Here is a 23,750-nt window from a genome sequence, read left to right as displayed (position 1 = left end):
TAAAGCGCGTCAGGACGCGATTTAGGCTATGACAAATCCTGATATCGTCATCATCGGTTCCGGCATTGGCGGCGCCACGATCGCCTCCGGTCTGGTCGGCAGCGGCGCCTCGATCCTGATGTTGGAGCGCGGCGAACCCTTGCCGGCGACGCCGCATGCGCGCGACACGCGCTCGATCTTCGTCGATGGCCATTACCGTCCCAAGGAGATGTGGCGCGAAGCCGGCGGCGCTGCCTTCAATCCCGGCAATTACTACTATGTCGGCGGCAATTCGAAATTCTACGGCGCTGTGCTGATCCGCTACCGCAAGGAAGATTTTGCGGCCATGGAACACTTTGGCGGCGTCTCGCCGGCCTGGCCGTTTTCCTATGACGAATTCGAGCCCTGGTATTCGAAAGCCGAGCAGTTGTTTCGTGTGCGCGGCACGCTGGGCGAAGACCCGACTGAGCCATTCCACTCGATCCCCTATGCCTTCAAGCCGGTGCCCGACGAAGCGCCGATCGCGCGCGCCCGCGCCGAACTCAAAGGGCTGGGCCTACATCCGGCCTCGCTGCCACTCGGCGTCGACATCGACACCTGGCTGAAGGAGGGCAGGACCGGCTGGGACGCATTCCCCAACACCGGCCAGGGCAAGATGGACGCCCAGACGGCACCGCTGGCGGCGGCGCTAAAGGACAGCAACATCCGGCTCGAGACCGGCTGCTATGTCGAGTATCTCGAAGCGGCGCCCGACTGCAAAACCATCGCCGCCATCCACTACCGGCAGAATGGCGAGCTGAAGAAAGTAGCGCCGAAGCTGGTCATCCTGTCCGCCGGCGCGGTCAATTCCGCAGTGATCCTGCTGCGCTCGCCCTCATCTGACGGCAAAGGCCTCGCCAACCGCTCCGACCAGGTCGGCCGCAATTTCATGAACCACAATTCGAGCGCCATGCTGGCGATCGATCCGCGCCGCAGGAACGATGCCGTCTACCAGAAGACGCTGATGCTGAACGACTATTATCTGTCCGACGGCAAGGGCGGCAAGCCGCTCGGCAATGTCCAGCTGCTCGGCAAGATCGACGGCAATATGTTGAAGGCCAACGTCAAGCGCGTACCGAAATTCGCGCTCGATTACATGGCCGGCCACGCCGTCGACTGGTACCTGATGTGCGAGGACCTGCCCGATCCCGAAAGCCGCATCATGGTCGACGGCAAGGACATCGTCATGCAGTGGCGGCGCTCCAACATGCAGTCGCTCGACGGGCTGACCAAGGTGATGCGCGAACACTTCCGCGCCTGCGGTTACCCCATCGTGCTGTCGCGCCCTTTCGACAAGCGCACACCGTCGCACCAGTGTGGCACGATCAAGATGGGTGACGATCCGGCGACCGCGCCACTCGACCCCTTCTGCCGCGCCTTCGACCACCAGAACCTGTTCGTCGTCGACGGCAGCTTTCTGCCAAACTCCGCAGCGGTGAACCCGGCACTGTCGATTGCAGCACAAGCGCTGCGGGTGGCTGACCATATCCGTAAGGTGGAGCTTGCCGCATGATAGGTCGGCGCCGCCCCTCATCCGCCTGCCCGTCCTCCGCAGCAGCTGCGCTGCAGCTGCGGAGGGTGGACCGGAACCTGCTCCCCGTAAACGACAGGGCAATCGCATTTGGCGGTGCCAGTCCCCCACTCCGGCCGCTGCGCGGCCACCTCTCCCCCATGTCCATGGGGGAGAGGAAACCCAAGCCTTTCAAAGCAGCGACCTTGGCGATTGGCATTTCCTCTTCCCCCACGAATGTGGGGGAGAGGTGGCTCGGCGAAGCCGAGACGGAGTGGGGGAGCGCCATATGCGATTGACCCGTCCCGCAGCCATCGTCACCGGCGGCGCGCGCGGCATTGGGCTGGCCTGCGCCGAAGCTCTGGCCGATACGGGCTTCGACATTCTGATCGCCGATCTTGCTGATCAAACTCTCGACGAACTTGCTACCGACATCACCGCGCGCGGCGCAAAGTTCGCCTATGTCCGTTGTGATATCGCCAACCTGGACAACCATGCAGCCCTCGTCGACGCCGCAACAAACGCCTTCGGCCGCATCGACTGCCTCGTCAACAATGCCGGCGTCGGCGCCGTGGTGCGCGGCGATCTGCTGGAGCTGAAGCCGGAGAATTTCGACCGTGCACTGAACATCAACCTGCGCGGCACCGTCTTCCTCAGCCAGGCCGTCGCGAAGGCGATGCTGGCGGCGCCGGGCGACCATCCGAAATCGATCATCACCATCACTTCGGTCAGCGCCGAAATGGCGTCACCGGAACGCTCGGACTACTGCGTCTCGAAGGCCGGGCTTTCCATGTGGGTGAAGAACCTGGCGCTTCGCCTCGCCCCGGAAAACATCGGCGTGTTCGAGCTGCGGCCGGGCATCATCCGTACCGACATGACGGCGGGCGTCACCGCCAAATACAACGCGCTGATCGACGGCGGCCTGGTGCCGGCAAAACGCTGGGGCGAAGCCTCCGACATCGGTGCGGTGGTGGCGACGCTTGCCGCCGGCAAGCTCGGCTTTTCGACTGGCTCGATTATCAATGTCGACGGCGCGCTCTCGGTGCCGCGACTGTAGGTGGATAGTGTCATGACCGACTACATCATCGTGGGCGCCGGCCCGGCCGGCTGCGTTCTGGCCAACCGGCTAAGTGAGGAACCCTCAAATTCCGTTCTGTTGCTGGAAGCCGGCGGCAAGGACTGGCACCCTTACATCCACATGCCGGCGGGGTTTGCCAAGATGACCAAGGGCATCGCCTCATGGGGCTGGTCGACCGTGCCGCAAAAGCACATGCAGGACCGCGTCTTCTGGTACACGCAGGCCAAGGTCGTCGGCGGCGGCTCCTCCATCAATGCCCAGATCTACACGCGCGGCAACGCCCGCGACTACGATGCGTGGGAGAAGGAAGAGGGCCTGACCGGCTGGGGCTATCGGGACGTGCTGCCCTATTTCAAGCGGGCCGAGAACAACCAGCGCTTCGCCAACGATTTTCATGGCGACCAGGGTCCGCTCGGCGTGTCGAACCCGATTTCGCCGCTGCCGATTTGCGAGGCCTATTTTCGCGCCGGTCAGGAGATGGGCATCCCCTTCAACCCGGATTTCAACGGCGCCAGCCAGGAAGGCGTCGGCTATTATCAACTGACCCAGAAGGACGCCCGGCGTTCATCCGCTTCGGTCGCCTATCTGAAGCCGATCCGCGCCCGCAAGAACCTGACCGTCAGGACCGATGTGCTGGTGACCCGTATCGTCGTCGACAAAGGCCGCGCCATCGGCGTCGAGATCGTCGACAAACCCGGCGGCCAGAAGACCATCCTGCGCGCCGAGCGCGAGGTGATCGTCTCGTCCGGCGCCATCGGCTCGCCGAAGCTGTTGATGCAATCCGGCATCGGCCCGGCCGATCATCTGAAGTCGGTCGGTGTGACGCCGGTGCATGATCTGCCCGGCGTCGGCTCCAATCTGCAGGATCATCTCGATTTGTTCGTCATCGCCGAATGCACCGGCGACCACACCTACGACAACTACGCCAAGCTGCACCGCACGGCATGGGCCGGCCTGCAGTACCTGCTCCTGAAGAAAGGGCCGGTCGCCTCCAGCCTGTTCGAGACCGGCGGTTTCTGGTACGCCGACCCGACAGCCGCCTCGCCCGACATCCAGTTCCATCTCGGCCTCGGCTCCGGCATCGAAGCCGGCGTCGAAAAGCTGAACAATCCGGGCGTCACCTTGAACTCGGCGTTCCTGCGCCCGCGCTCGCGCGGCACGGTGCGGCTGAAGACCGGCGATCCGGCCGACCACCCGCTGATCGATCCGAACTATTGGTCCGATCCATATGACCGCGCCATGTCGATCAAGGGCCTGCGGCTGGCGCGCGAAATCATGCGGCAGAAGGCGCTTGCACCTTACGTGCTGCGCGAAGTGCTGCCCGGACCATCGCTCGCCAGCGATGACGAGCTGATCGATTATGCCTGCCGCACCGCCAAGACCGACCATCATCCGGTCGGCACCTGCCGGATGGGCCATGACGCCATGGCCGTGGTGACGCCGGACCTGCGCTTGCGCGGGATCGAAGGCTTGCGCGTCTGCGACGCTTCGGTGATGCCGCGTGTGCCCTCCTCCAACACCAATGCGCCGACCATCATGATCGGCGAAAAGGGCTCGGATATTATCCTTGGCCGCGAACCGCTGCCGCCGGCGGTGTTTTCTGGAAACCGCGCAGCGTAACAGGTTCAGGAAGGACCCCCAGATGATCAGGCACTGCGTCTTCGTACGCTTCCGCAGCGATGTCGCCGACACTGAACGAACGGCAATCCACGCCGACCTCGAAGGGCTGCGCCAAGTGGTCGAAGGCATGGACACGGTCCATTTCAGCGCCAATGTCAGCCCGGAGCCGTTCGCGCGCGGTTTCAGCCACGGCTTCACAATCGACTTTCGCGATGCCGCCGCCCGCGACGCCTATCTGGTGCATGAAGCGCATCAGCGTGCCGGCGGCCGATTGGTCGCAGCCCTCGAAGGCGGCACCGACGGGCTGATGGTGTTCGATCTCGATATTACGAAAAAGTGACCACCGTCTTTTCGAAAGCCGGCTGATCGCTGTTCTCTTTTGCGAGCCGAGGAACATATCGTTCCCCGGGGGATGCATTGGAGTACCGTCGTGACCCTCACCTCTCAGCAGAAGAAAACCGTCCTTGCCTCCTTCCTTGGCTGGACGCTCGACGCTTTCGATTTCTTCCTTCTGACCTTCCTGCTCACCGATATCGCAACTGAATTCAACACCGACGTCCCGGCGGTCTCCAAGGCGCTGTTCCTGACGCTGGCGACGCGCTTCATCGGCGCCTTCTTCTTCGGCATGCTGGCCGACAAATACGGTCGCAAGCCCATCCTGATGCTCAACATCGTAAGCTATTCGGTGATCGGCGCGCTGGCCGCCTTCTCGCCCAATCTCGGCATTTTCCTGGCGCTGCGGGCCTTGTTCGGCATCGCCATGGGCGGCGAATGGGGGCTCGGCAGTTCGCTCGCCATGGAATCCATTCCGCCCAGCGCCCGCGGCATGGTCTCGGGCATCCTGCAATGCGGCTATCCCACCGGCTATCTCTTGGCGGCCGTGGTCTATGGCCTGCTCTATCAGCAGACGATCGGCGGCTATACGATCGGCTGGCGCACAATGTTCCTGCTCTCCTTCCTGCCGGCGCTGATCGTTCTCTTCGTCCGCTCGCATGTGCCGGAATCGCCGGCCTTCGTCGAGGCGCAGAAATCCGTCAAACCGGGACTGCTTGAAACGCTGCAGAAGCACTGGGGCGTCGCCCTCTATGCGGTCGTGCTGATGATGTTCTTCAACTTCTTCAGCCATGGCACGCAGGACCTCTATCCGACCTTCCTGAAGAAGCAGCATGGCTTCGACCCGCACACGGTGAGCTGGATCACCATCGTCGCCAACATCGGCGCCATCGTCGGCGGCCTGGCGTTCGGCGCGCTGTCGGAGAAGATCGGCCGCGTCAATGCCATCACGCTGGCCTGCTTGATCGCCCTGCCGTCGATCCCGCTGTGGGCCTACAGCTCGACGCCGTTCATGCTGGCCATCGGCGCCTTCGTCATGCAGGTCGCTGTCCAGGGCGCCTGGGGCGTCATCCCGGTGCACCTCAACGAGCTGTCGCCCGGTGCGGTGCGCGCGACCTTGCCAGGCTTCATCTACCAGGCCGGCAACCTCGCGGCGTCCTACGGCGGTCCCTACCAGGCAGGCATCGCTGAAGCGCCTGGAGGCAGCTATGGCTACGCGCTGGCGCTGTTCGCCGGCGTGGTCGCCGTCTGCATCATCGTCGTCATCCGCTTCAGTCCGGAGCGCCGCGGCCAGGTAATGACGGTGCTGGGCTAACCCAGCCTGAGCGCCACAACACCGGCGACAATGCTGAGCGCGGCGGCACCGCGCCAGCCCGTCATCTTTTCGCCCAGCGCGAAGACCGAGATCATCATGGCAAACAGGATCGAGGTCTCGCGCAGCGACGCCACCGAGGCGATCGGCGCCTTGGTCATCGCCCACATGACGATCCAGTAGGCGGCACCGCTGAGCACGCCGGTGAACAGCCCGGCCTTCCAGTCGCGCGCCAGCACAGGCAGTGCCTGCGGTCCACGGAAGACGAGACAGAGCACCAGCGCGCCAAGGGCGTCGCAGATGAACAGCCAGGCGGCATAGCTTTGCGCCGTCGCCGCCAGCCGCGCGCCGCTGCCGTCGGAGAGCGTGTAGCTGGAGATGAAGATCGAAGTGCCGAGCGCAAAGCCGACCGCGCGCAGATTGATCCGTTCCAGATGCGCGCCGCCGCGAAACGACATCACCAGCGTGCCGGCCGACAGCAGCAGGATGCCGAGGACGGCGAACGGCGCCGGCATCTCCTGCACCACAACAACGCCGCCGAGCGCGGTCAGCAGCGGCGCCGTGCCGCGCGCCAGCGGATAGGTCTGGGCGAAATCACCGGCCTTGTAGGCGCCGATCAGGAAGGTTCGGTAGCCCATGTGAAAGATCACCGAAGCGATGATGTAGGGCCACACTTCGGCTTTCGGAAACTCGACAAAGGGCAGCACGAACAGCGCGGCAAACCCCATGCCCAGCGTCATCAGTGTGATCGACAGGAAGCGGTCGAGATGCACCTTGACCAGCGCGTTCCAGATCGCGTGCATGGCGGCCGCAGCAAGCACCGCGAAGAAGACGAAAAGCGTCATGGAGGGCTCAACGACCTCCCGAGCCCAATGGCGTTTCGAGATCGATGTCGACCCGGACCGGGAAATGGTCCGAAGCGATTTCGCCGATATCGGCGCTGACCGAGCGGACTCGGTCCGCGAACATGCCGCCGACGAAGCAATGGTCGAGCCGGCGCTTCGCTACCTTGCCGTCGATGGTCTTCACATGGGTGTGGAAATCGGCTGGCGGCTCGCTGGCAACGGCAGCCGCATCGACAAAACCATCGAGATAGGCGGCGCCGCGATGATAGGGCGTGCTGCCGACGATGTGGCGATATTCGGCGCTGCCCGGCTCCATGTTGAAATCGCCGAGCCAGATCGCCGCCTGCGGATTTTCCGGCTCGGCCTCGCCGCTGGTCCAGTTGCGCGAGGGCTCGTCATCGACGCCGCTCCACGGCCCGCCCTCGGACGGTGCGCGGCGATGCTCGTTGAGCAGATAGTCGATCTGTTCAAGTCGCTCCTCCGCCGCGATATGGGCGAGATGCAACGACAGGAACCGCACCGGGCCGGCCGGCGTGCGGATCATGCATTCGAGCGCCGCATTGCGGGTGTTGAGGGGCCGCAAAGTGCGACGCATCGGCAGCGTGTGCAGGCGCGACCAGACGATCGGCAATTTCGACAGCAGCGTGGTGCCGAACTGCCGGCGGCGGTTGACGATGCGACCGCTCTCCTCCTGGCTGGCGTCCATGTCGAAGGCCGGACCATAAACCCAATGATAGTCCGGCAGCAGCCTGGACAGGATCTCTGGCTGGTCGTCCTCATTGCTCCGCTGCCAGTGCCGCTCCACCTCCTGGAGCGCAATGATGTCGGCGCCATCAACGATCCGCGCCGCGCGCGAAAGGTCATAGCGACCGTCGCTGCCGAACCCGTACTGAATGTTGTAGCTGACCAGCTTCATTGCTTACCCGGCTCACTTTCGCTGATGGCAGTAACGGTTCGCTGGATAGGTTACAATGTGCCGGGCGGATGGCGGAACTGGGCCAGCGTCTATGACGTCGTCAGCGGCTGGAAACTACCCGCCGGCGATGCCGCCAGTTCCGCCCAGTCGATTTCTTCCTCCAGCCGGTGATAGGCCTCGTCGCCGATCGTGCCGTTGCTGCGCAATTCCTCGAGCGTGTCGCGCTGGCGGTTGATGGCAAAGAGGCGCAGCCGGTCATATTCGGTTGCGGCTTGGGCGTCCTCAGGGTTTTCCGCGATCAGGCGCTGCGCTTCATATTGCTCTCGCACGACGGCGGCAGCCGCCGAGGTCTTGCGGCTGAGCACGTCGAGTGCCGCCTGCATGATGGCGACACGCGCCTGCGCCACCTCGGTGTCGACGCTTCTGTCCGGGTCGAAGTTGATCCAGCGCAGCAGTGGCTTCAGCGTCATGCCTTGCAGCACCAGCGTGCCCAGAACCACCGCGAAGGCGGCAAGCACGATCGGATCGCGGCCGGGAAAATCGGCAGGCAGCGCGATGGCCACCACCAGCGTCACCAGTCCGCGCATGCCGCACCAGCCGACCAGCACGGCGCCGCCGAATGTCGGCAGATCGCGCCTTGCTTCTTGGCTGCCGAGGCGGGCAAGCCATCGGATGATAGCGACGTAACTCCCCACCCAGACAAGACGCGCCACGATGACAACGACCAGCACGGTTCCGGCAAAGAGAAAGGCTTCGCCCTGCCCGTCGCCGGCAAGCCTGCCGACGATCGAGCGTGCCTGCAGGCCCATCAGCACGAAGGCCAGTACGTTGAGCACGAACACCGCCGACTCCCAGACGGAATAGGTGCTGACGCGGCGTCTGGCCGACATGCGGCGCGGCGCCCTGCGCGCGATGGTGATGGCGTAGACAACGATGGTGATGATGGCTGAAAGGCCGAGCTTGTCGGCGATGATCCAGACGGCAAAGGTCCCGGCAAACTGCACCACCGTGCTGCTCGCCGCATCCTCGATGCGGCCGAGCGTCAGCAGCGAGACGCGGCCAAACAAATAGCCGGCGATAACGCTGCCGATCGTTGCCAGCAGAATCACCGGAATGGCGTTGCTGAGCATGATCGTGCCGAGCGCCGCCGAAACCGCCAGCCGGTAGATCAAGAGTGCGGTGGCATCGTTGAGCAGGCTCTCGCCCTGCAGGATGGCGGTAATGCGGTGCGGCACCTTGAACTGGCTGAGCACAGCACTAGCCGCCACTGCATCCGGCGGCGCGACGATGGCGCCGAGCGCGATCGCGGCCGCGATCGGCAGGCCGGCCATCTTCCAGCCGACGAAGGCAACCACCACGGTGGTGAAGACGACTGCGCCAAGCGCCAGCAACGCCAGCGACAGCCGGTAGCGTTTCAGGTCCCGTAGCGAGGTATCATAGGCAGCGTCGAGAAGCACCGGCGCGATGAACAGCGCAAGCGCAAGTTCCGGATCGATCTCGATCGTCGGCGCACCCGGTACGAAGGCAATCGCGACCCCGGCCAGAGCCAGCAGGGAGGGATAGGGAATCTCCAGCTGTCGCGACAGCGCCGTCAGCGCGACGGCAGTCAGCAGCAGGACAAGGGTGAGTTCGAAAAGCGCCATGGCCCATGGTAGCGGTGAAGCGGCATCGTGGGCAGTGGCCGGATGGCAAGATGCTGTTGATTGTCCAGTGCACTCCCGGCCCCGGCCTACAGCCGCTCATCGCGCCGGCTTGAATCGACCGCCTCAGTTTTCCTGAGGATGCTGCTTTTACTAGTGCAGCACCAGCATATCGCTTGAAGAGAACGATATGTCGGCCTTCTCGCCGACTGCCGGCGGCGGCGTCGCCGGGCTGTTGAAGGTGTCGAGCGACACCGTGTTGCCGCCGATGCCGACGCGAACGCGGATCACCGAGCCGAGGAAGTGCACTTCGGAGATTTCGCCCGACAGGCTGGAGTCACGGCCCGGCTGGCGTCCCAGCGAAATCGCTTCGGGCCGCAGTGCCAGCGACAGCATATCGCCGGACTTCGAACCGTTGAGCTTGCCCTTGAGCGAGACTTCCTGGGTGTTGACCTGCACCGTGCCAGCCGCGGCGTCGGTGACCCTGCCTTCGAGCACGTTCAGCGTGCCGACGAAATTGGCGACGAACTTGGTCGACGGCCGATTGTAGATCTCGAACGGCGTGCCGACCTGCTCGGCCTTGCCGCCATACATGACTGCGATGCGGTCGGAGATCGACAGCGCCTCTTCCTGGTCATGGGTGACGAAGATGGTGGTGATGTCGAGCTTTTTCTGGATCGAGCGGATTTCCTCGCGCAACGACACGCGCACCTTGGCGTCGAGCGCCGACAGCGGCTCGTCGAGCAAGAGCAGCTTCGGCTTCGGCGCGATGGCGCGCGCCAGCGCTATACGCTGCTGCTGGCCGCCCGAGAGCTGGTAGGGATAGCGATCCGCCATCTGCGGCAGCTTGATCATGTCGAGCATTTCGGCGACGCGGCGGTCGGCGTCCGGCTTGTTCATGCCTCCGACTTTCAGCCCGAAGGCAATGTTCTGCGCCACCGTCAGGTTCGGGAACAGCGCATAGGCCTGGAACACCATGCCGACATTGCGCTGGTTGGGCTTCAGCCTTGTGATGTCCTTGCCGGCGACGACGATCTTGCCGCCCGACGGCTCTTCGAACCCGGCGACCATGCGCAGCACCGTCGTCTTGCCGCAACCGGATGGGCCGAGGAACGAGACGAACTCGCCCGGTTCGACATCGAGGCTGAAATCCTGGACCACGGTGTTGGTGCCGTAGGACTTTCGCACGTGCTGGATGGAGAGGAATGGCTCGGCCATGGCTTTTTCTTTCGATCAGTTCGCGGCGATCAGTTCGGGCGGTTCGCCGATTTCGGCGCAAAGCGGGACAGGAGTTGGATCAACGACATGCAGCCCCAGGTAATGGCGAAGGCGATAACGGCAAGTGCTGCCGGCTCATAGGCGCGGTTGGCGCCGATGTTCTGCAAATACGGGCCGAAGGCTGGCCGGTTGAGCAGGCTGGCCATGGTGAACTCGCCGATGACAATGGCGAAGGTCAGGAACGCGCCCGACAGCACCGCGATCAGCACATTGGGCAGGATGACGCGGGTGATGATCGTGCCCCAGCCGGCGCCAAGGATCTGCGCCGCCTCGGTCAGCGTGCGCACGTCAATGGTACGCAACCCGGTATCGACGGCGCGGTACATATAAGGCAGCGCCAATGTCGCATAGCCGATCACGAGCAAGGCGCTGGCGCCGAAATCGCTGGCCAGGAACGGCAGTGGCGAGTTCGAGCCGTACATCCTGATATAGCCGAAGACGATGACGATGGCCGGAATGACCAGCGGCAACAGCGTGATGAATTCGACGATTGGCCGCAGTTGCGGCAAGCGCAGCCGGATCCAGTAGGCCGCCGGCACCACGACCAGCACGCCCAGGATGATGGTGAACACCGCGGCAACCACCGAATACAGGAACGTCGCCTGGAAGCGCGGATCGCCGAGCACGATCTGATAGGCGTCGAAAGAATGGACGCCGCGCCGCAGGCGCAGCGAAAACTCGAACGTCGCAATCAGCGGAATGAAGAAATAGGCCGCGGAAACAATAAAGACGACCCAGGCCCAGAACTTACCCGACTTCATTTGAGCCACCTCTCGGAACGGGTCCGGAACCAGATATAGAAGACGTTGGCCAGCCCGGTGATGACGATCATGCCGAAGGCGATGGCATAGCCGAGTTGCGGATTATGCAGCACGTCGCCGTTGATCTGCGAATACAGCTTGATGGGAACGATGTTGAGCGTCGGACCGGTGAACGCATAGGCCGTCGCAATGGCCCCGAAGGCATTGGCAAACAGCAAAATGACAGTGCCGAGGAAGCTCGGGAACAGCACCGGGATCACCACCATGCGCCAGTACTGCCACTGGGTGGCGCCAAGCGTGGCGGCGGCCTCGTTCCATTCCTTTTTCAGGCCATCGATCGCCGGCACGATGATCACCACCATCAGCGGGATCTGGAAGAACAGATAGACGACGATGAGACCCGAACTGGTCAGAAAATTGAAGCCCATCGCATAGATGTTCATGCCGAACACGTCGCGCAGGATGATCGTTACGATGCCTACCCGCCCAAGCGTCGCTATGAAGGCAAAGGCGAGCGGCAAGCCGGCGAAATTGGAAGCCACGCCTGAGAAGGTAAGCGTCGCGGAGCGCACCCAACTCGGCAGACCGCCGCGCACAATCGCAATCGCCAGCGCGAGCCCGGCAAACGCCCCGATAATGGCCGACCAGAAGCTGATCCAGATCGACGCCCAATAGGAATTGCTGATGGAGGGATCGCTCACCAGCTGCAATATATTGTCGAAGGTGAATTGGCCTTCACCGTTCTGGAACGCGCCCAACACCAGATAGAGCGTGGGCAGGATCAGGAACATCAGGACAAAGATAAAAAAGGGCGTCACGCCGATCCAATGCGTTGGAAAGCGGAAAGCGGTCGCCTCTTTGGGCGACGCCGGCTTGGTGGCAAAAGCCTGATTTGAAAGCGAGAGATCGGTCATGCGCCGGCTACCGTCTTCGAGGAAAGGCCGGGCGACCGCTTGGCCGCCCGGTGGATTTCAAACTTTACTTGACGTTGGCGCCTACAGTGGCGTCCCAGTTCTTGCTGATGGTTTCCTTGGCCTTGCCCTGCTCGTCGAGCGTCGGGAACACCGCGGCCGCATAGGACTCTGCTGGCGGCAGCTTAGCCAGCACGTCCGCCGGAATCTTGCCGTTCTTGGCGAGATCGTTGAAGCGGATCGGGTGGCAGTAGCCCTTCAGCCAGCCGATCTGGCCTTCGTCGGAGTAGAGATACTCTAGCCACAGCTTGGCAGCGTTCGGATGCGGCGCGTAGGCGCTGATCGCCTGCACGTAGACGCCGGCGACTACACCGGTCTTCGGCACGACGACGTCGACCGGCGGGTTGCCTTTCAGCGTGTCGCGGCCGGCAAGCGCGTTGTAGTCCCAGGTGACGAGGATCGGGGTCTGGCCCTGGGCGAGCGTTGCGGCCTTGCCGACGACCGGAACGAAGTTGCCGGCGGCGTTGAGCTTCTTGAAGAAGTCGAGACCGGCGGTGCCGGCGGCTTCACCAGCGGCGGCGCCCGTCGACAGGCCAGCGGCATAAACCGCCTGGATGGCCTGGTTCGAAGCGCGCGGGTCACCGGCAAGGGCGACTGCGTTGGCGAATTCCGGCTTCAGGAGGTCAGCCCAGTCGGCCGGAGCTTCCTTGACCAGATCCTTGTTCACTTCGAAAGCGAGCACGCCGTAATAGTCGCCGGTCCAGGCGCCGTCGGCATCCTTGGCGCTGTCCGGGATCGAGTCCCAGGTCGACACCTTGTAGGGCATCAACAGGCCGTCGGCCTTGGCGGTCGGGCCGAAGGACAGGCCAACGTCGATGACGTCGGGAGCCTGCGGGCCCTTATTGTCCTTGTTAGCCTTGATCGCCTCGACCTCGTCGCCGGAACCGGCGTCGGGGTTGAGCTCGTTGATGGTGATTTCCGGATACTTCGCCTTGAAGCCGGCGATGACGTCGCCATAACCGCACCAGTCATGCGGCAGCGCGATGGTGGTGAGCTGGCCTTCCTTCTTCGCCGCGGCAACCAGTTCATCCATGGACTGGGCCGACGAGATAGCAGAGGTCGCCATGAGGGCGACGGCCGATAGGGAAAGCACTTTCCCCGTAAACTTGAACATGTGTTCTCTCCGTTGAACTGGCGTCGCTGGACGCCTGCGATGCGGTATCGTTTTCATGTGACAGCCAGATGAAAGCTTTTTGAAACTGGCCCCCGGCGGTACGAAAAGTTAACTCTTTTTAACGGGCCGTAGCAATTAGCCTCTACTTAATTTCCCGGCTAATGGTTTATGGCCTTGCGTTTTGCCCCCTTGCCCTTTCCTTTCCCCTCGTTTCCAGATCAAGTTCCGGCACCAAACTGCGCCTCAGACGGTGCCGGCTATGGCGTTCTCGAGCAGCGTCAGCGCCGCTTTCTTGGTCAGCTTGACCGGATTGCCGCCGGCGGTCGGATCCACCACGGCCATGTCTGCGATCAGCGCCTTGCGCTTCTTGTCCATGTCGAGCCCCTTGATCAGCCCAGGCAGCGCATGCGGCACCTTCAATTCCTTGCGCAGCTTGATGATCGCCTTGGCAAAGCCGTCGAAACCGCCCTTGATGCCGCAATAGGCGGCGAGCCGGGCGATACGCTCCTCGATCGAGTCGCGATTGAAGGCCAGCACATAGGGCATGAACACGGCATTGGTCATGCCGTGATGGGTGTCGTAAAGCGCGCCGATCGGATGCGACAGCGAGTGGATGGCGCCCAGCCCCTTCTGGAAGGCTGCAGCGCCCATGGCGGCCGCACTCATCATATGGGCGCGGGCGACCAGGTCCTTGCCGTTGGCATAGGCCTTGGGCAGGTTCTCGAACACCAGCCGCGCGCCTTCAACGGCAATGCCGTCGGCCATCGGGTGATAGCCCGGCGCGCAATAGGCTTCCAGGCAGTGGGCGAGCGCATCCATGCCGGTGCCGACGGTGATGAAACCGGGCATGCCGACCGAAAGTTCCGGGTCGGCAATGACGATTGCCGGCAAAAGTTTCGGATGGAAGATCACCTTCTTGGTATGCGTCGCCTCATTGGTGATGACGCCGGCGCGGCCAACTTCCGAGCCGGTGCCGGCGGTGGTCGGCACGGCAATGATCGGCGCAATGGCGTCGGAATCGGCGCGCGTCCACCAGTCGCCGACATCCTCGAAGTCCCAGATGGGCCTTGTCTGGCCGGCCTGGAAGGCGATCAGCTTGCCGAGATCGAGCGCCGAGCCGCCGCCAAAGGCGATGACGCCATCATGCTTGCCCTTCTTGAACACGGCGATGCCGGCGGTGAGATTGGAGTCCACCGGGTTCGGCTTCACTTCGGAAAACACGCCATAGGACACCTTGGCGTCGTCGAGGATCTTTAGGGTCGAAGCGACAACCGGCAGCTTGGCGAGGCCCGGATCGGTGACGAAGAGCGGCCGCTTGATGCCGGTGGCCGCGAGCACGTCGGGCAATTCCTTGATGCGCCCAGCGCCGAAGCGGACGGTGGTCGGGTAGTTCCATTTGGAGATCAGCTTGGACATGTCTTGTCTTTCAAAAATCAGGTGGCTTCGCGCAGGTGGAAGGATTTCGGCCTGGTCAGATTGTCATAACCGAGCGCCGACAGGGCAACACCTTTGCCGGTATCCTTGACGCCGGTCCACACCAGCGCCGGATCGAGATAATCGCAGCGGTTCATGAACACCGTGCCGGTCTCGACGCGGTCGCCGATCGCCACCGCATGCTCGATGTCGCCGGTCCAGATCGAGGCCGTCAGGCCGTAGGGGCTGTCATTCATCAGCGCGATCGCCTCCTCGTCATTGCGCACCTTCATGATGCCGACGATCGGGCCAAAACTTTCCTCACGCATGACGCTCATCTGGTGGTCGACTTGGGTCAGCACTTCCGGCGCCAGGTAGGGTGAGCCGGCCTGGTCATTAGCCACCTTCATATTGATATGCGCGACCGCACCCTTGCGCAGCGCCTCGGCCTTCTGCTCGCGGATCAGGTCGGCAAAGCGCGCCAGCGCCATCGGACCCATAGTGGTCGCCTGCTCCAGCGGGTTGCCGACGACATAGTTCTTGGTCTCAGCGATGAAGCCTTCGACGAACTGATCGTAGACCTTCTCATGCACATAGACGCGCTCGATGCCGCAGCAGCACTGGCCGGAATTGTAGAAGGCGCCGTCGACAAGATTGGCCACCGCATGGTCGAGCTTCGCGTCCGGCAGCACATAGGCCGGATCCTTGCCGCCGAGTTCGAGGCCGAGCGTCATAAAGGTGCCGGCCGCAGCCTTTTCGATGGCACGGCCGCCGCCGACCGAACCGGTGAAATTGACATGGTCGATCTTACCGGAGCCGAGCAGTTTCTCTGTCTGGGCATGGTTGAGCACGACATTCTGGAAGACGCCTTTGGGCAGGCCAATCTTGTCGAAAGCCTGCTGGAAGCGTTCGCCGACCAGCAGCGTCTGCGCCGCATGTTTCAGAATCACCGTGTTGCCGGCCATCAGCGCCGGCACGATGGTGTTGACGGCCGTGAGATAAGGATAGTTCCACGGCGCGATCACCATGACCACGCCGAGCGGATCCTTCTTCACATAGCGGCGGAAGCCGTCCTTCGGATTGGAAGCCGGCACGGATTTCAGCGCAGCTTCAGCGATCTCGACCATGTAATTGGTGCGTTCCCTGACGCCGCCGAACTCGCCGCCATAGCGCACCGGGCGACCCATCTGCCAGGCGATCTCCGGCACGATCTCGTCGGTCATCGCGACCAGCGCCTCGAGCATCGCCAGCATGTACTTGCCGCGTTCGACAATCGGCGTCAGCGCCCACTTCTCCTGCGCCGCCTTGGCGCGCTCGACCGCGGCATTGATCGCCTGGTCGGTCGCGATCGGCCGCTCCGCATAGATCGAGCCATCGATGGGGGATTTGAGTTTGACCGTTTCGGTCATCGTTTAAGTCCTCGCACTTCTTTAAAATCGAAAATCATCTGGCTTTGTGCTGCCCCTCATCCGCCTGCCGGCACCTTCTCCCCGTATAGTGACGGGGAGAAGAGAAAGCTCCAACGTCGACGCCCCCTCTCCCCGTTCTTCACGGGGAGAGGGGGCGGTGAGGGGCAGCGCCGACGTTTCGCGGACCACCCTTAGTACCGCTCGAACCCCCTGTGCAGTTCCCAATCCGTAATGCGGCGGTCGTATTCAAACTGCTCCCATTTCGCAGTGTGGACATAATGCTCAAGCACATCGTCGCCGAGCGCCTGCTTCAGCATCTTCGACTTGGCCAGCGTCTCGGTGGCGTCGCGCAGCGTCTTCGGGATCTCCGGCAGGCGCGACGCCTGGTAGGCATCGCCGACGAACGGCTTTTGCAGTTCGAGTTTCTCATCGATGCCGGCAAGGCCGGCCGCGATCAGGGCGGCGAAGGCGAGATAGGGGTTCAGATCGGCGCCGCCGATGCGGCATTCCATGCGGATGCCCTTGGTGCCCTCGCCGCACAGGCGGAAGCCGGCGGTGCGATTGTCCTCGCTCCACATGATCTTGGTCGGCGCGAAGGTGCCGGCCTGGAAGCGCTTGTAGGAGTTGATGTAGGGCGCCAGGAACCAGATGAATTCCTTGGCGTATTTCAGCTGTCCCGCCGCCCATTGCTGGCCGAGCGTCGACAAAGTCCAATCGGCTTTCTTGTCGAAGAAAAGCGGCGTCTTGCCGTCGGCGCTCCACAGCGAATTGTGGATATGGCTGGAGTTGCCGGCGAGCCCGTAATTGTATTTGGACATGAAGGAAATCGCCTTGCCTTCGGACTCGGCAATCTCCTTGGCGCCGTTCTTCAGGATGACGTGGCGGTCGGCCATGTCGAGCGCCTCGGCATAGCGCACATTGATCTCTTCCTGGCCCGGACCCCATTCGCCCTTGGAGTTTTCGATCGGGATGCCGGCCGCTTCCATCTCATTGCGAAGCCGGCGCATGACGCCTTCTTCCTTGGTGGTGATGCCGATCTGGTAGTCGCCGATGTAAGGCGACGCGGTGTCGAGACCCTGCCAGTGCTTCTTGCGGGCGGAATCATAGGTCTCGTTGAACAGGTAGAATTCGAGCTCGGAAGCGAAGTAGCCGATATAGCCACGCTCGGTGAGCCGCTTGACCTGCTTCTTCAGGATGGCTCGCGGCGAATGCGGTAGGTCGTCATGGGTGTGGTGGTCAAGCACGTCACAGATCACCAGCGCCGTCTTTTCCAGCCATGGAATGCGCCGCAGTGTCGCCAGATCCGGCTTCATGACGAAGTCGCCATAGCCCTTCGACCAGCTTGCCGCTTTGTAGCCCGGCACCGGCTCCATATCGATGTCGGCGGCGAGCAGATAGTTGCAGCCATGCGTCTCGTCATGGGCGGAATCGACGAAGTACTGCGCCAAGAAGCGTTTTCCGGCGAGCCGCCCCTGCATGTCGACGATGCAGGCCAGCACCGTGTCGATCTCGCCATCGGAGACCGCTTTCTTCAACTGATCGAACGAGAAATTTCCGGCCATTCCTTTGGCTCTCCAGCGCTGGTCGATTGAGTGGGAAACGAAACCATGGCCGGCACGATGCCGGCCATGGCCATGATGGTTTACGTCAGTGGCCGGTTTCGCCGACCGCCTGCTCGGCCGCCTTGATCGCCGCCTGGCGGGCCGCGATGATGTCGCCGAGCGGTGGGCCCTGGAAGCGATTGCGCTCGAAGGCGAACCAGACGATCGCCGTCAGGATGAAGAAGCCGACGGTGATGTACAGCGCCCAGTCGTTCGGTGGCTGGATGCCGATGACGAAGATCAGGATCATCGAGATGATCGAGAGAACGCCGAACAGCATGAAGATGCCGCGGCCCATATTCCACGGCCCCATCTTGTCCCACTTCGGCGTGCCCCAGGCCAGCATGCCGAGCACGATCGGCACGATGAAGGACAGGAACAGGAAGATGACGGTGCACGACACGACGATAGTGTAGGCCGAGGTGCCGGCGACCGAAACCAGCGTCGAGCCCCAGACGAACAGCACCGACAGGATCGACGCCGTCCAGATCGCCGCCACCGGCGTGCGGTAGGTCGGGCTGACCTTGGCGAGCGCAGAAGAGCCCGGCAGGCCGCCGTCACGCGAGAAGGCGAAGATCATGCGCGAGGCCGAGGTAACGGTTGCAAGGCCGCACAGCAACTGGGCCAGGAACACCACGAGGTAGACGAACTCCTTGAGGCCGGGGCTGACGCGCTGATCGAAGGCCCAGAAGAACACGTTCCAGCCCTGCTTGGCGGCGTCGTCCATGTTGGGGATCATCAGCACGAAGGCAGCGAGGAAAAGGTAGCCGAACAGGGCCGACCAGATGACCGACATGACCATGGCACGCGGCACCGATGAGGCCGCCTTGATGGTTTCCTCGGAAGTGTGCGCCGAAGCATCGTAGCCGGTGATGGTATAGATCGGCAGCAGGAGGCCAAGCGCGAACACCCAGGCATTCGATACGGACGGCCAGACGCTGGCACCGGCTTCGCCCGAGTAGTTGTGGAAGGTGAACAGGCGGCTGAAATCCCAGGTCTCTGCCGAGAGCAGGCAAACGATCGCGATCAGGATCGAACCGAAGAAAATCAGGTAGCCCGAGAAGTCGGTCAGCTTCGCCGTCAGCTTGATACCGAGATGGTTGATCAGCGCCTGGGCGCCGGTGATGATGATGAGGAAGATCATCTGGTTGGTGAGCGTGCCCTCGATGCCGAGCGTCGGCCCGAAAGCGCCGACGAAGAACGTCCAGGTGCCGACATTGATGGCGCCGAGCACGGTGATCAGGCCCAAAAGGTTGAGCCAGGCCGTCACCCAACCGGTGCCGCGGTTGCCGAGGATCGAACCCCAGTGATAGAGGCCACCGGCCGTCGGATAGGCCGAGCTGATCTGCGACATGGCGACTGCGAAGGTCAGCGAGACGAAGCAGCCGACCAGCCAGCCAATGCCGATGCCGATGCCGCCGGCGCCCGACGTTGCCTGCGCCAGCGAATTGATGCCGCCCGACAGGATGCAAATGATGGAGAAGGAAACCGCGAAGTTCGAAAAGCGGCTGAGCCGCCGCTCCAGTTCCTGGGCGTAGCCCATGCTGTGGAGGTGCTTTACGTCCTCCGCCTTATCAACTTCGGTATAACCCGGTGCTGCCATTTGAAGTCCCCTTTGCGTTCTTAGCTGGCCGACCCTGCCCCGGACGGCTTGCGCCGGCCGGAGCATCTAGTCTTGCTGTTAACCCGCCGTCTGACCGACGGCTTTTTCCGCAGCCGCGATCTCCACCGCGCGGCGAGCAATGTCGGCGCCGATCGGCGGGCCCTTGAAGCGGCGCGATTCGATGCCGAACCAGAGGACCACGAGCAGAATGATCAATCCGATGGCATAGTTGATCAGGATGTCGAAGGGCGGCTGGATGCCGGCATACATCAGGACCAGAACGCCAAGCACCGTGATGACGGCGAATGGCTTGGACCAGATGCCGAGGCGGAATGGACCGAATTCGGTCCAGCTCTTGCCCTCCGCAAGCAGGCCGGCGGCTACCGGCATCGCGTAGGACACATAGAGGAACAATGCACAGCCGGCGGCCAGTGCGGCAAAAGCCGGCGAGTACAGTGTCGCTGCGACCGCGAGCACCGCCCCGAGCCAGATTGCCGGCACAGGCGTACGCCATGTCGGACTGACGGTCTTCCACACCGACGAACCGGGCAGGCCGCCGTCACGCGCGAAGGCAAAGATCATGCGCGAGGTCGACGTCAGTCCGGCGAGCGCGCAGATGAAGTTCGCCAGCACGATTGCGATGGCAATGATGCTCTTCAGCCAGAATGGTGCCGGCAGGTTGTTGAAGAGATTGAACCAGGCATTGGCGCCATCCTTGGCCGTTGCTGCCAGATCCGGGCTGGCCAGCACGAATGACACGGCCATGACGAAGCCAAACACCAGCGACCACAGAACCGAATGGATCATGCCGCGCGGCACCGCCACGCGGGCATTATGGGTCTCTTCGGACGTATGGGCCGAGGCATCGAAGCCGGTGATCGTGTAGAGCGGGTAGAGCAGGCCGATCAGGAAGGCGACCAGTGCCGTCCGTGCGGTAGGAACATAGCCGGCGCCGGCGTCACCGGTGTTGTTGACGAAGGTGGTGAGCCGCGAGAAATCCCAGCTCGCGCCCCAGATCAGGAACATCGCGGTCAACACGACGGCGACGACCAGAATGAGGTAGCCCGAGAAATCCGTCAGCATGGTGGTGAGCTTGATGCCGAAATGATTGATCAGCGCCTGCGCGACGGTGATGATCACAACGCCGGTCACTTGCTCCTGATACCCCCAGGCGGATACGTCGTGACCGAACACGCCGGACCAGACAAGGTCCTTGAACAGTGCATAGACACCGACATTGACCGAGGCGACGACGAAGACTAGGCCGAGCAGGTTGATCCAGGCCGTGGCCCAACCCCAGCCGCGCCCGCCAAGAATTGACGACCAGTGGTAGAGGCCGCCGGCCGTTGGATAGGCCGAGCCAATTTGGCCAAGGGACGCGGCCACGACAAGCGCAAAGACACCGCCGATGATCCAGCCGACAGTCGCCTCGAAGCCGCTGCCGGTCGCCATGGCCAGCGGGAAGGACGTGATGCCGCCCGCCAGAATGCAAATGATCGAAAAGGAAATTGCGAAGTTCGAGAAGCCGCTCATGCGGCGAGCCAATTCCTGGGCATAGCCCATGCTATGAAGCGTTTTTACGTCCTCCGACCTCTCATGGTCTGATGTATCCGGTCCTGCCATTTTCGTTCCCCTGTTGTTTCTAGCTGGCCGATTGAACTGACTTTCCCATTGCGTGTCGTCGGGAACCCTTGGCCTCCTCGGGTTCCAGATTCAAAAAGATGCCGGTGAGCAGATCCGCCCATTTCCGCTGCCCGGTCTCGCCGGATATTTCGTCGTTGCGGATTTCGATCATTGCGCAGCCAAGACCGCGCGAGCGCGCATGACGCTCGAGGGTGAAGTAAACGCGGTCGGCCGGCGAATAGGGTTCGTTGACGCCGACGGTGACGCCGGCAAGACGCTGCAGCGCCGCTATCAGCGGCGACGCCAGCCGGCGGTCGTCATCATGGATGATGCCGATATGCCAGGGCCGGTTCTTGCCCTTGTAGACCGGGGTGAAGGAGTGCACGGACACCAGCCGCGTCTCCTGCCCGCGCGCCTGCCGGTCGTCGATGATGTCTGCGATCGTGTCATGGAACGGGCGCCACGACAGCGCGATGCGCTTGGCGCGCTGCGCGTCCGACAGGCCGGCATTGCCGGGAATGATCGTCGTCTCGCTGACCGGCGGCACCAGGTCCGGCGCGTCGAGCGGACGGTTGCAGTCGATGATCAGGCGCGAGATGCGGGTTTCGATGAGCGTCGCATCGAGCGCGGCGGCCATGCGGCGGGCCACCGGCAGCGCGCCTGGGTCCCAGGCGATGTGGCGGGAGAGATCATCGGCGGTCAGGCCGAGCGTGCCGAATTCAGCCGGCAGGAAATTGGAAGCGTGGTCGCAGGTCAGCACGAAAGGGCTGGATCCGCCGGGATTCGTCACCCCTACGGTATCAGACGATGCAAGGCTGGCGGGCCGTGCTCTCTCCATACTGCCGTCCCCTGGGGAGCGCTGTATCTTATGTTACGTATTTTGCCTCATTGCGTCCCTGTGGATGATTTCATACAGTTTGTCAGGCTTTGTCAAATGCGATTTCGGGGAAGTGCTGCAGACTAGGCCAAGGGTGGGGGATAACCATGATTTCCAGCATTGCCGAACTGATTTCGGACCGTATCGGCACGATGCCGGCTGGTGAGCGGCGTGCCGCACAAACGCTGATTGCCAACTATCCGCTGATCGGGCTGAAGACGGTCGCCGAGTTCTCGGCCGCTGCCGGCGTGTCGTCGCCGACGATTCTGCGCTTTGTCTCCAGGCTGGGCTTCCAGAACTATCCCGAATTCCAGTCGGCGCTGCAGGACGAACTGGCGGCGCAATTGCAGTCGCCGGCATCGCGCACGCTCAATCCGGCGTCCCCAAGCGGTGCAATATCGCCGATGCTGGAAGCGACGCTGGAAAACATGCGCGAGACCTTCAGGCATCTCTCCGACAGGCAGCTTGCCGACATCGCCACCAGGCTCGCCGAGCGGCGCGGCAAGACCTTCCTGATCGGCGGGCGCTTCACCGACCCGCTGGCGCGCTACATGGCCGCCCACCTCGCCATCATCCAGCCCGATGTCTATCACCTCGCCGGCCAGGAGAGCATCTGGCGCGACCGGCTGATCGACATGGGCAAGCGCGACGTGCTGGTGATCTTCGACATCCGGCGCTACCAGGACAGCCTGGTGCGCTTCGCCGAGACGGCGCATCAGCGCGGCGTGCAGATCGTGCTGTTCACCGACCAGTGGCTGTCGCCGATCGCCCGCTTCGCCCGCCATGTCATCGCCGGACGCACCGCGGTGCCGTCGGCCTGGGATTCCTCGGCGGCATTGTTCGTTGTCGCCGAGACGCTGATCGGCGCCGTCACCCGGCAACTCGAGGCCGACAGCGCCAAGCGCATCCGCGACCTGGAAGGACTACGATAGGCTTTCCTTCAGCGGCATCGGATCGGTGGCCGCCGGCATAGGCGCTGGGCGCGATCAGGCGATCGAATAGCCGCCATCGGCAAGCAGGCCATGGCCGGAAACGAATGAGGCATCGTCCGAGGCGAGGAAGGCCACGACCGTCGCCATCTCCTCGGGCGACCCGGCCCGACCTGGCACGGTCGATGCGGCGAAGGCATCCTTGGCCTCGGTGCTCGGCCAGATGCGATCCTGAAACGGCGTATCGATTATGCCGGGATTGATGGCGTTGACGCGGATGCCTTGCTTGAACAGCTCGATCGACGCTGTCTTCGTCAGGCCGAGAACGGCGTGCTTGCTGGCAATGTAGAGGCCCGCATTGGCGAAGCCGATCACGCCCCCCATTGAGGCGTTGTTGATGATGGTGCCGGCACCCTGGGCCAGCATCGCCTTTGCCTCGTGCTTCATCGACCAGAAGACACCGCGAACGTTGGCGTTGAAAATGGTGTCGTAGGTTTGGTTGGTTTGGTCGACGAATGGCGAGAACGCACCCTCGGTGCCGGCATTGTTGAAGGCGATATCGATCCGCCCGTAGATAGAGACCGTTTTCGCGACCAGGTCGATCACGCTCTGCTCGACATTGACGTCGCCAACCACAGCGGTTGCCTCAAAGCCTTCGTTCCTGATGTCGGCGACGAGCGTTTCGATCTCGGAAGCACGTCGAGCGCTGGCAATCACCTTTGCCCCACGGCGCGCAAGTTCAACTGCGGTAGCCCGGCCAATACCGGAGCTCGCTCCCGTGACGAGCGCAACTTTACCGTCAAGCGTGCGGAATGGCGTCTTGGTCATGATGAACCTCCATCTGTTGAATGCCCGGCCGGGCGCCAACTGATGGCCAATCTGCCGGTGCCCATTATCTA

General features: G+C 62.9%; 20 protein-coding genes. 6 read left to right on the top strand and 14 right to left on the bottom strand.

The annotated features are described in order from the left end of the window. Positions 1 to 28 precede the first annotated feature (28 nt). From H0241_RS10935 to H0241_RS10915, 5 genes are all read left to right on the top strand, one after another. Positions 29 to 1,531 (top strand): GMC oxidoreductase, encoded by a 1,503-nt coding sequence (locus tag H0241_RS10935; protein ID WP_181057429.1) that lies wholly within the window; start codon positions 29 to 31, stop codon positions 1,529 to 1,531. 286 nt (positions 1,532 to 1,817) lie between these two features. Continuing rightward, positions 1,818 to 2,585 carry a 3-ketoacyl-ACP reductase gene (locus H0241_RS10930; protein WP_181057428.1) on the top strand — a complete coding sequence of 256 codons (768 nt, stop codon included), beginning with the start codon at positions 1,818 to 1,820 and terminating at the stop codon, positions 2,583 to 2,585. Positions 2,586 to 2,597: 12 nt separating this feature from the next. After that, the gene (locus H0241_RS10925; protein ID WP_181057427.1) at positions 2,598 to 4,226 is read left to right on the top strand and encodes a GMC family oxidoreductase; all 1,629 of its coding nucleotides are present in this window, start codon (positions 2,598 to 2,600) and stop codon (positions 4,224 to 4,226) included. A 22-nt stretch (positions 4,227 to 4,248) separates the two neighbouring features. Continuing rightward, a complete protein-coding gene (locus H0241_RS10920) occupies positions 4,249 to 4,566 on the top strand; it encodes a Dabb family protein (RefSeq protein WP_181057426.1) in 318 nt (105 codons plus the stop codon). Positions 4,567 to 4,656: 90 nt separating this feature from the next. Then, on the top strand, positions 4,657 to 5,874 hold the full coding sequence (locus H0241_RS10915; protein ID WP_181057425.1) for an MFS transporter: 1,218 nt from the start codon (positions 4,657 to 4,659) through the stop codon (positions 5,872 to 5,874). Here the strand turns inward: H0241_RS10915 and H0241_RS10910 are convergent. The 13 genes from H0241_RS10910 to H0241_RS10850 form a co-directional block, all read right to left on the bottom strand. Continuing rightward, the gene (locus H0241_RS10910; RefSeq protein WP_181057424.1) at positions 5,871 to 6,716 is read right to left on the bottom strand and encodes an EamA family transporter; all 846 of its coding nucleotides are present in this window, start codon (positions 6,714 to 6,716) and stop codon (positions 5,871 to 5,873) included. The genes H0241_RS10915 and H0241_RS10910 overlap by 4 nt on opposite strands. A gap of 7 nt (positions 6,717 to 6,723) precedes the next feature. Continuing rightward, entirely contained in the window at positions 6,724 to 7,632 is a 909-nt protein-coding gene (locus H0241_RS10905) for an endonuclease/exonuclease/phosphatase family protein (RefSeq protein WP_181057423.1), read from the bottom strand. A gap of 89 nt (positions 7,633 to 7,721) precedes the next feature. Continuing rightward, entirely contained in the window at positions 7,722 to 9,275 is a 1,554-nt protein-coding gene (locus H0241_RS10900; protein WP_181057422.1) for a cation:proton antiporter, read from the bottom strand. Positions 9,276 to 9,425: 150 nt separating this feature from the next. Next, on the bottom strand, positions 9,426 to 10,490 hold the full coding sequence (locus H0241_RS10895) for an ABC transporter ATP-binding protein (protein ID WP_181057421.1): 1,065 nt from the start codon (positions 10,488 to 10,490) through the stop codon (positions 9,426 to 9,428). A 29-nt stretch (positions 10,491 to 10,519) separates the two neighbouring features. After that, on the bottom strand, positions 10,520 to 11,311 hold the full coding sequence (locus tag H0241_RS10890; RefSeq protein ID WP_181057420.1) for an ABC transporter permease: 792 nt from the start codon (positions 11,309 to 11,311) through the stop codon (positions 10,520 to 10,522). Continuing rightward, complete coding sequence (locus tag H0241_RS10885; RefSeq protein ID WP_181057419.1) at positions 11,308 to 12,225, bottom strand: ABC transporter permease; 918 nt, start codon at positions 12,223 to 12,225, stop codon at positions 11,308 to 11,310. Before H0241_RS10885 ends, H0241_RS10890 begins: the two co-directional genes overlap by 4 nt. Before the next feature lie 64 nt (positions 12,226 to 12,289). Next, the gene (locus tag H0241_RS10880) at positions 12,290 to 13,396 is read right to left on the bottom strand and encodes an ABC transporter substrate-binding protein (protein WP_181057418.1); all 1,107 of its coding nucleotides are present in this window, start codon (positions 13,394 to 13,396) and stop codon (positions 12,290 to 12,292) included. Between the two features lie 243 nt (positions 13,397 to 13,639). After that, positions 13,640 to 14,812, bottom strand: coding sequence for an iron-containing alcohol dehydrogenase (locus H0241_RS10875; RefSeq protein WP_181057417.1), 1,173 nt, complete (start codon positions 14,810 to 14,812; stop codon positions 13,640 to 13,642). A gap of 17 nt (positions 14,813 to 14,829) precedes the next feature. After that, positions 14,830 to 16,218: an aldehyde dehydrogenase family protein gene (locus H0241_RS10870; RefSeq protein WP_181057416.1), complete on the bottom strand. Its 1,389-nt coding sequence runs from the start codon at positions 16,216 to 16,218 to the stop codon at positions 14,830 to 14,832. A 191-nt stretch (positions 16,219 to 16,409) separates the two neighbouring features. Continuing rightward, positions 16,410 to 17,780 carry a glutamine synthetase family protein gene (locus H0241_RS10865; protein WP_181057415.1) on the bottom strand — a complete coding sequence of 457 codons (1,371 nt, stop codon included), beginning with the start codon at positions 17,778 to 17,780 and terminating at the stop codon, positions 16,410 to 16,412. Positions 17,781 to 17,865: 85 nt separating this feature from the next. Beyond that, positions 17,866 to 19,422, bottom strand: a complete 1,557-nt coding sequence (locus H0241_RS10860; RefSeq protein ID WP_181057414.1) for an amino acid permease — start codon at positions 19,420 to 19,422, stop codon at positions 17,866 to 17,868. Positions 19,423 to 19,500: 78 nt separating this feature from the next. After that, positions 19,501 to 21,045, bottom strand: a complete 1,545-nt coding sequence (locus H0241_RS10855) for an amino acid permease (protein WP_181057413.1) — start codon at positions 21,043 to 21,045, stop codon at positions 19,501 to 19,503. Between the two features lie 19 nt (positions 21,046 to 21,064). Further along, positions 21,065 to 21,883, bottom strand: coding sequence for an N-formylglutamate amidohydrolase (locus H0241_RS10850; RefSeq protein WP_181057412.1), 819 nt, complete (start codon positions 21,881 to 21,883; stop codon positions 21,065 to 21,067). A 146-nt stretch (positions 21,884 to 22,029) separates the two neighbouring features. On the opposite strand from H0241_RS10850, the gene H0241_RS10845 reads away from it, so the two are divergent. After that, positions 22,030 to 22,854 (top strand): MurR/RpiR family transcriptional regulator, encoded by an 825-nt coding sequence (locus H0241_RS10845; protein ID WP_181057411.1) that lies wholly within the window; start codon positions 22,030 to 22,032, stop codon positions 22,852 to 22,854. Positions 22,855 to 22,908: 54 nt separating this feature from the next. On the opposite strand, the gene H0241_RS10840 is transcribed toward H0241_RS10845, so the two are convergent. Then, positions 22,909 to 23,679 carry an SDR family NAD(P)-dependent oxidoreductase gene (locus tag H0241_RS10840; RefSeq protein ID WP_181057410.1) on the bottom strand — a complete coding sequence of 257 codons (771 nt, stop codon included), beginning with the start codon at positions 23,677 to 23,679 and terminating at the stop codon, positions 22,909 to 22,911. Positions 23,680 to 23,750 lie beyond the last annotated feature (71 nt).

The organism is Mesorhizobium neociceri, from assembly GCF_013520985.1.
GTDB lineage: Bacteria > Pseudomonadota > Alphaproteobacteria > Rhizobiales > Rhizobiaceae > Mesorhizobium > Mesorhizobium neociceri.
Note: the sequence above shows the minus strand (reverse complement) of the source record. Positions and strands in the feature narration are given on the sequence as shown.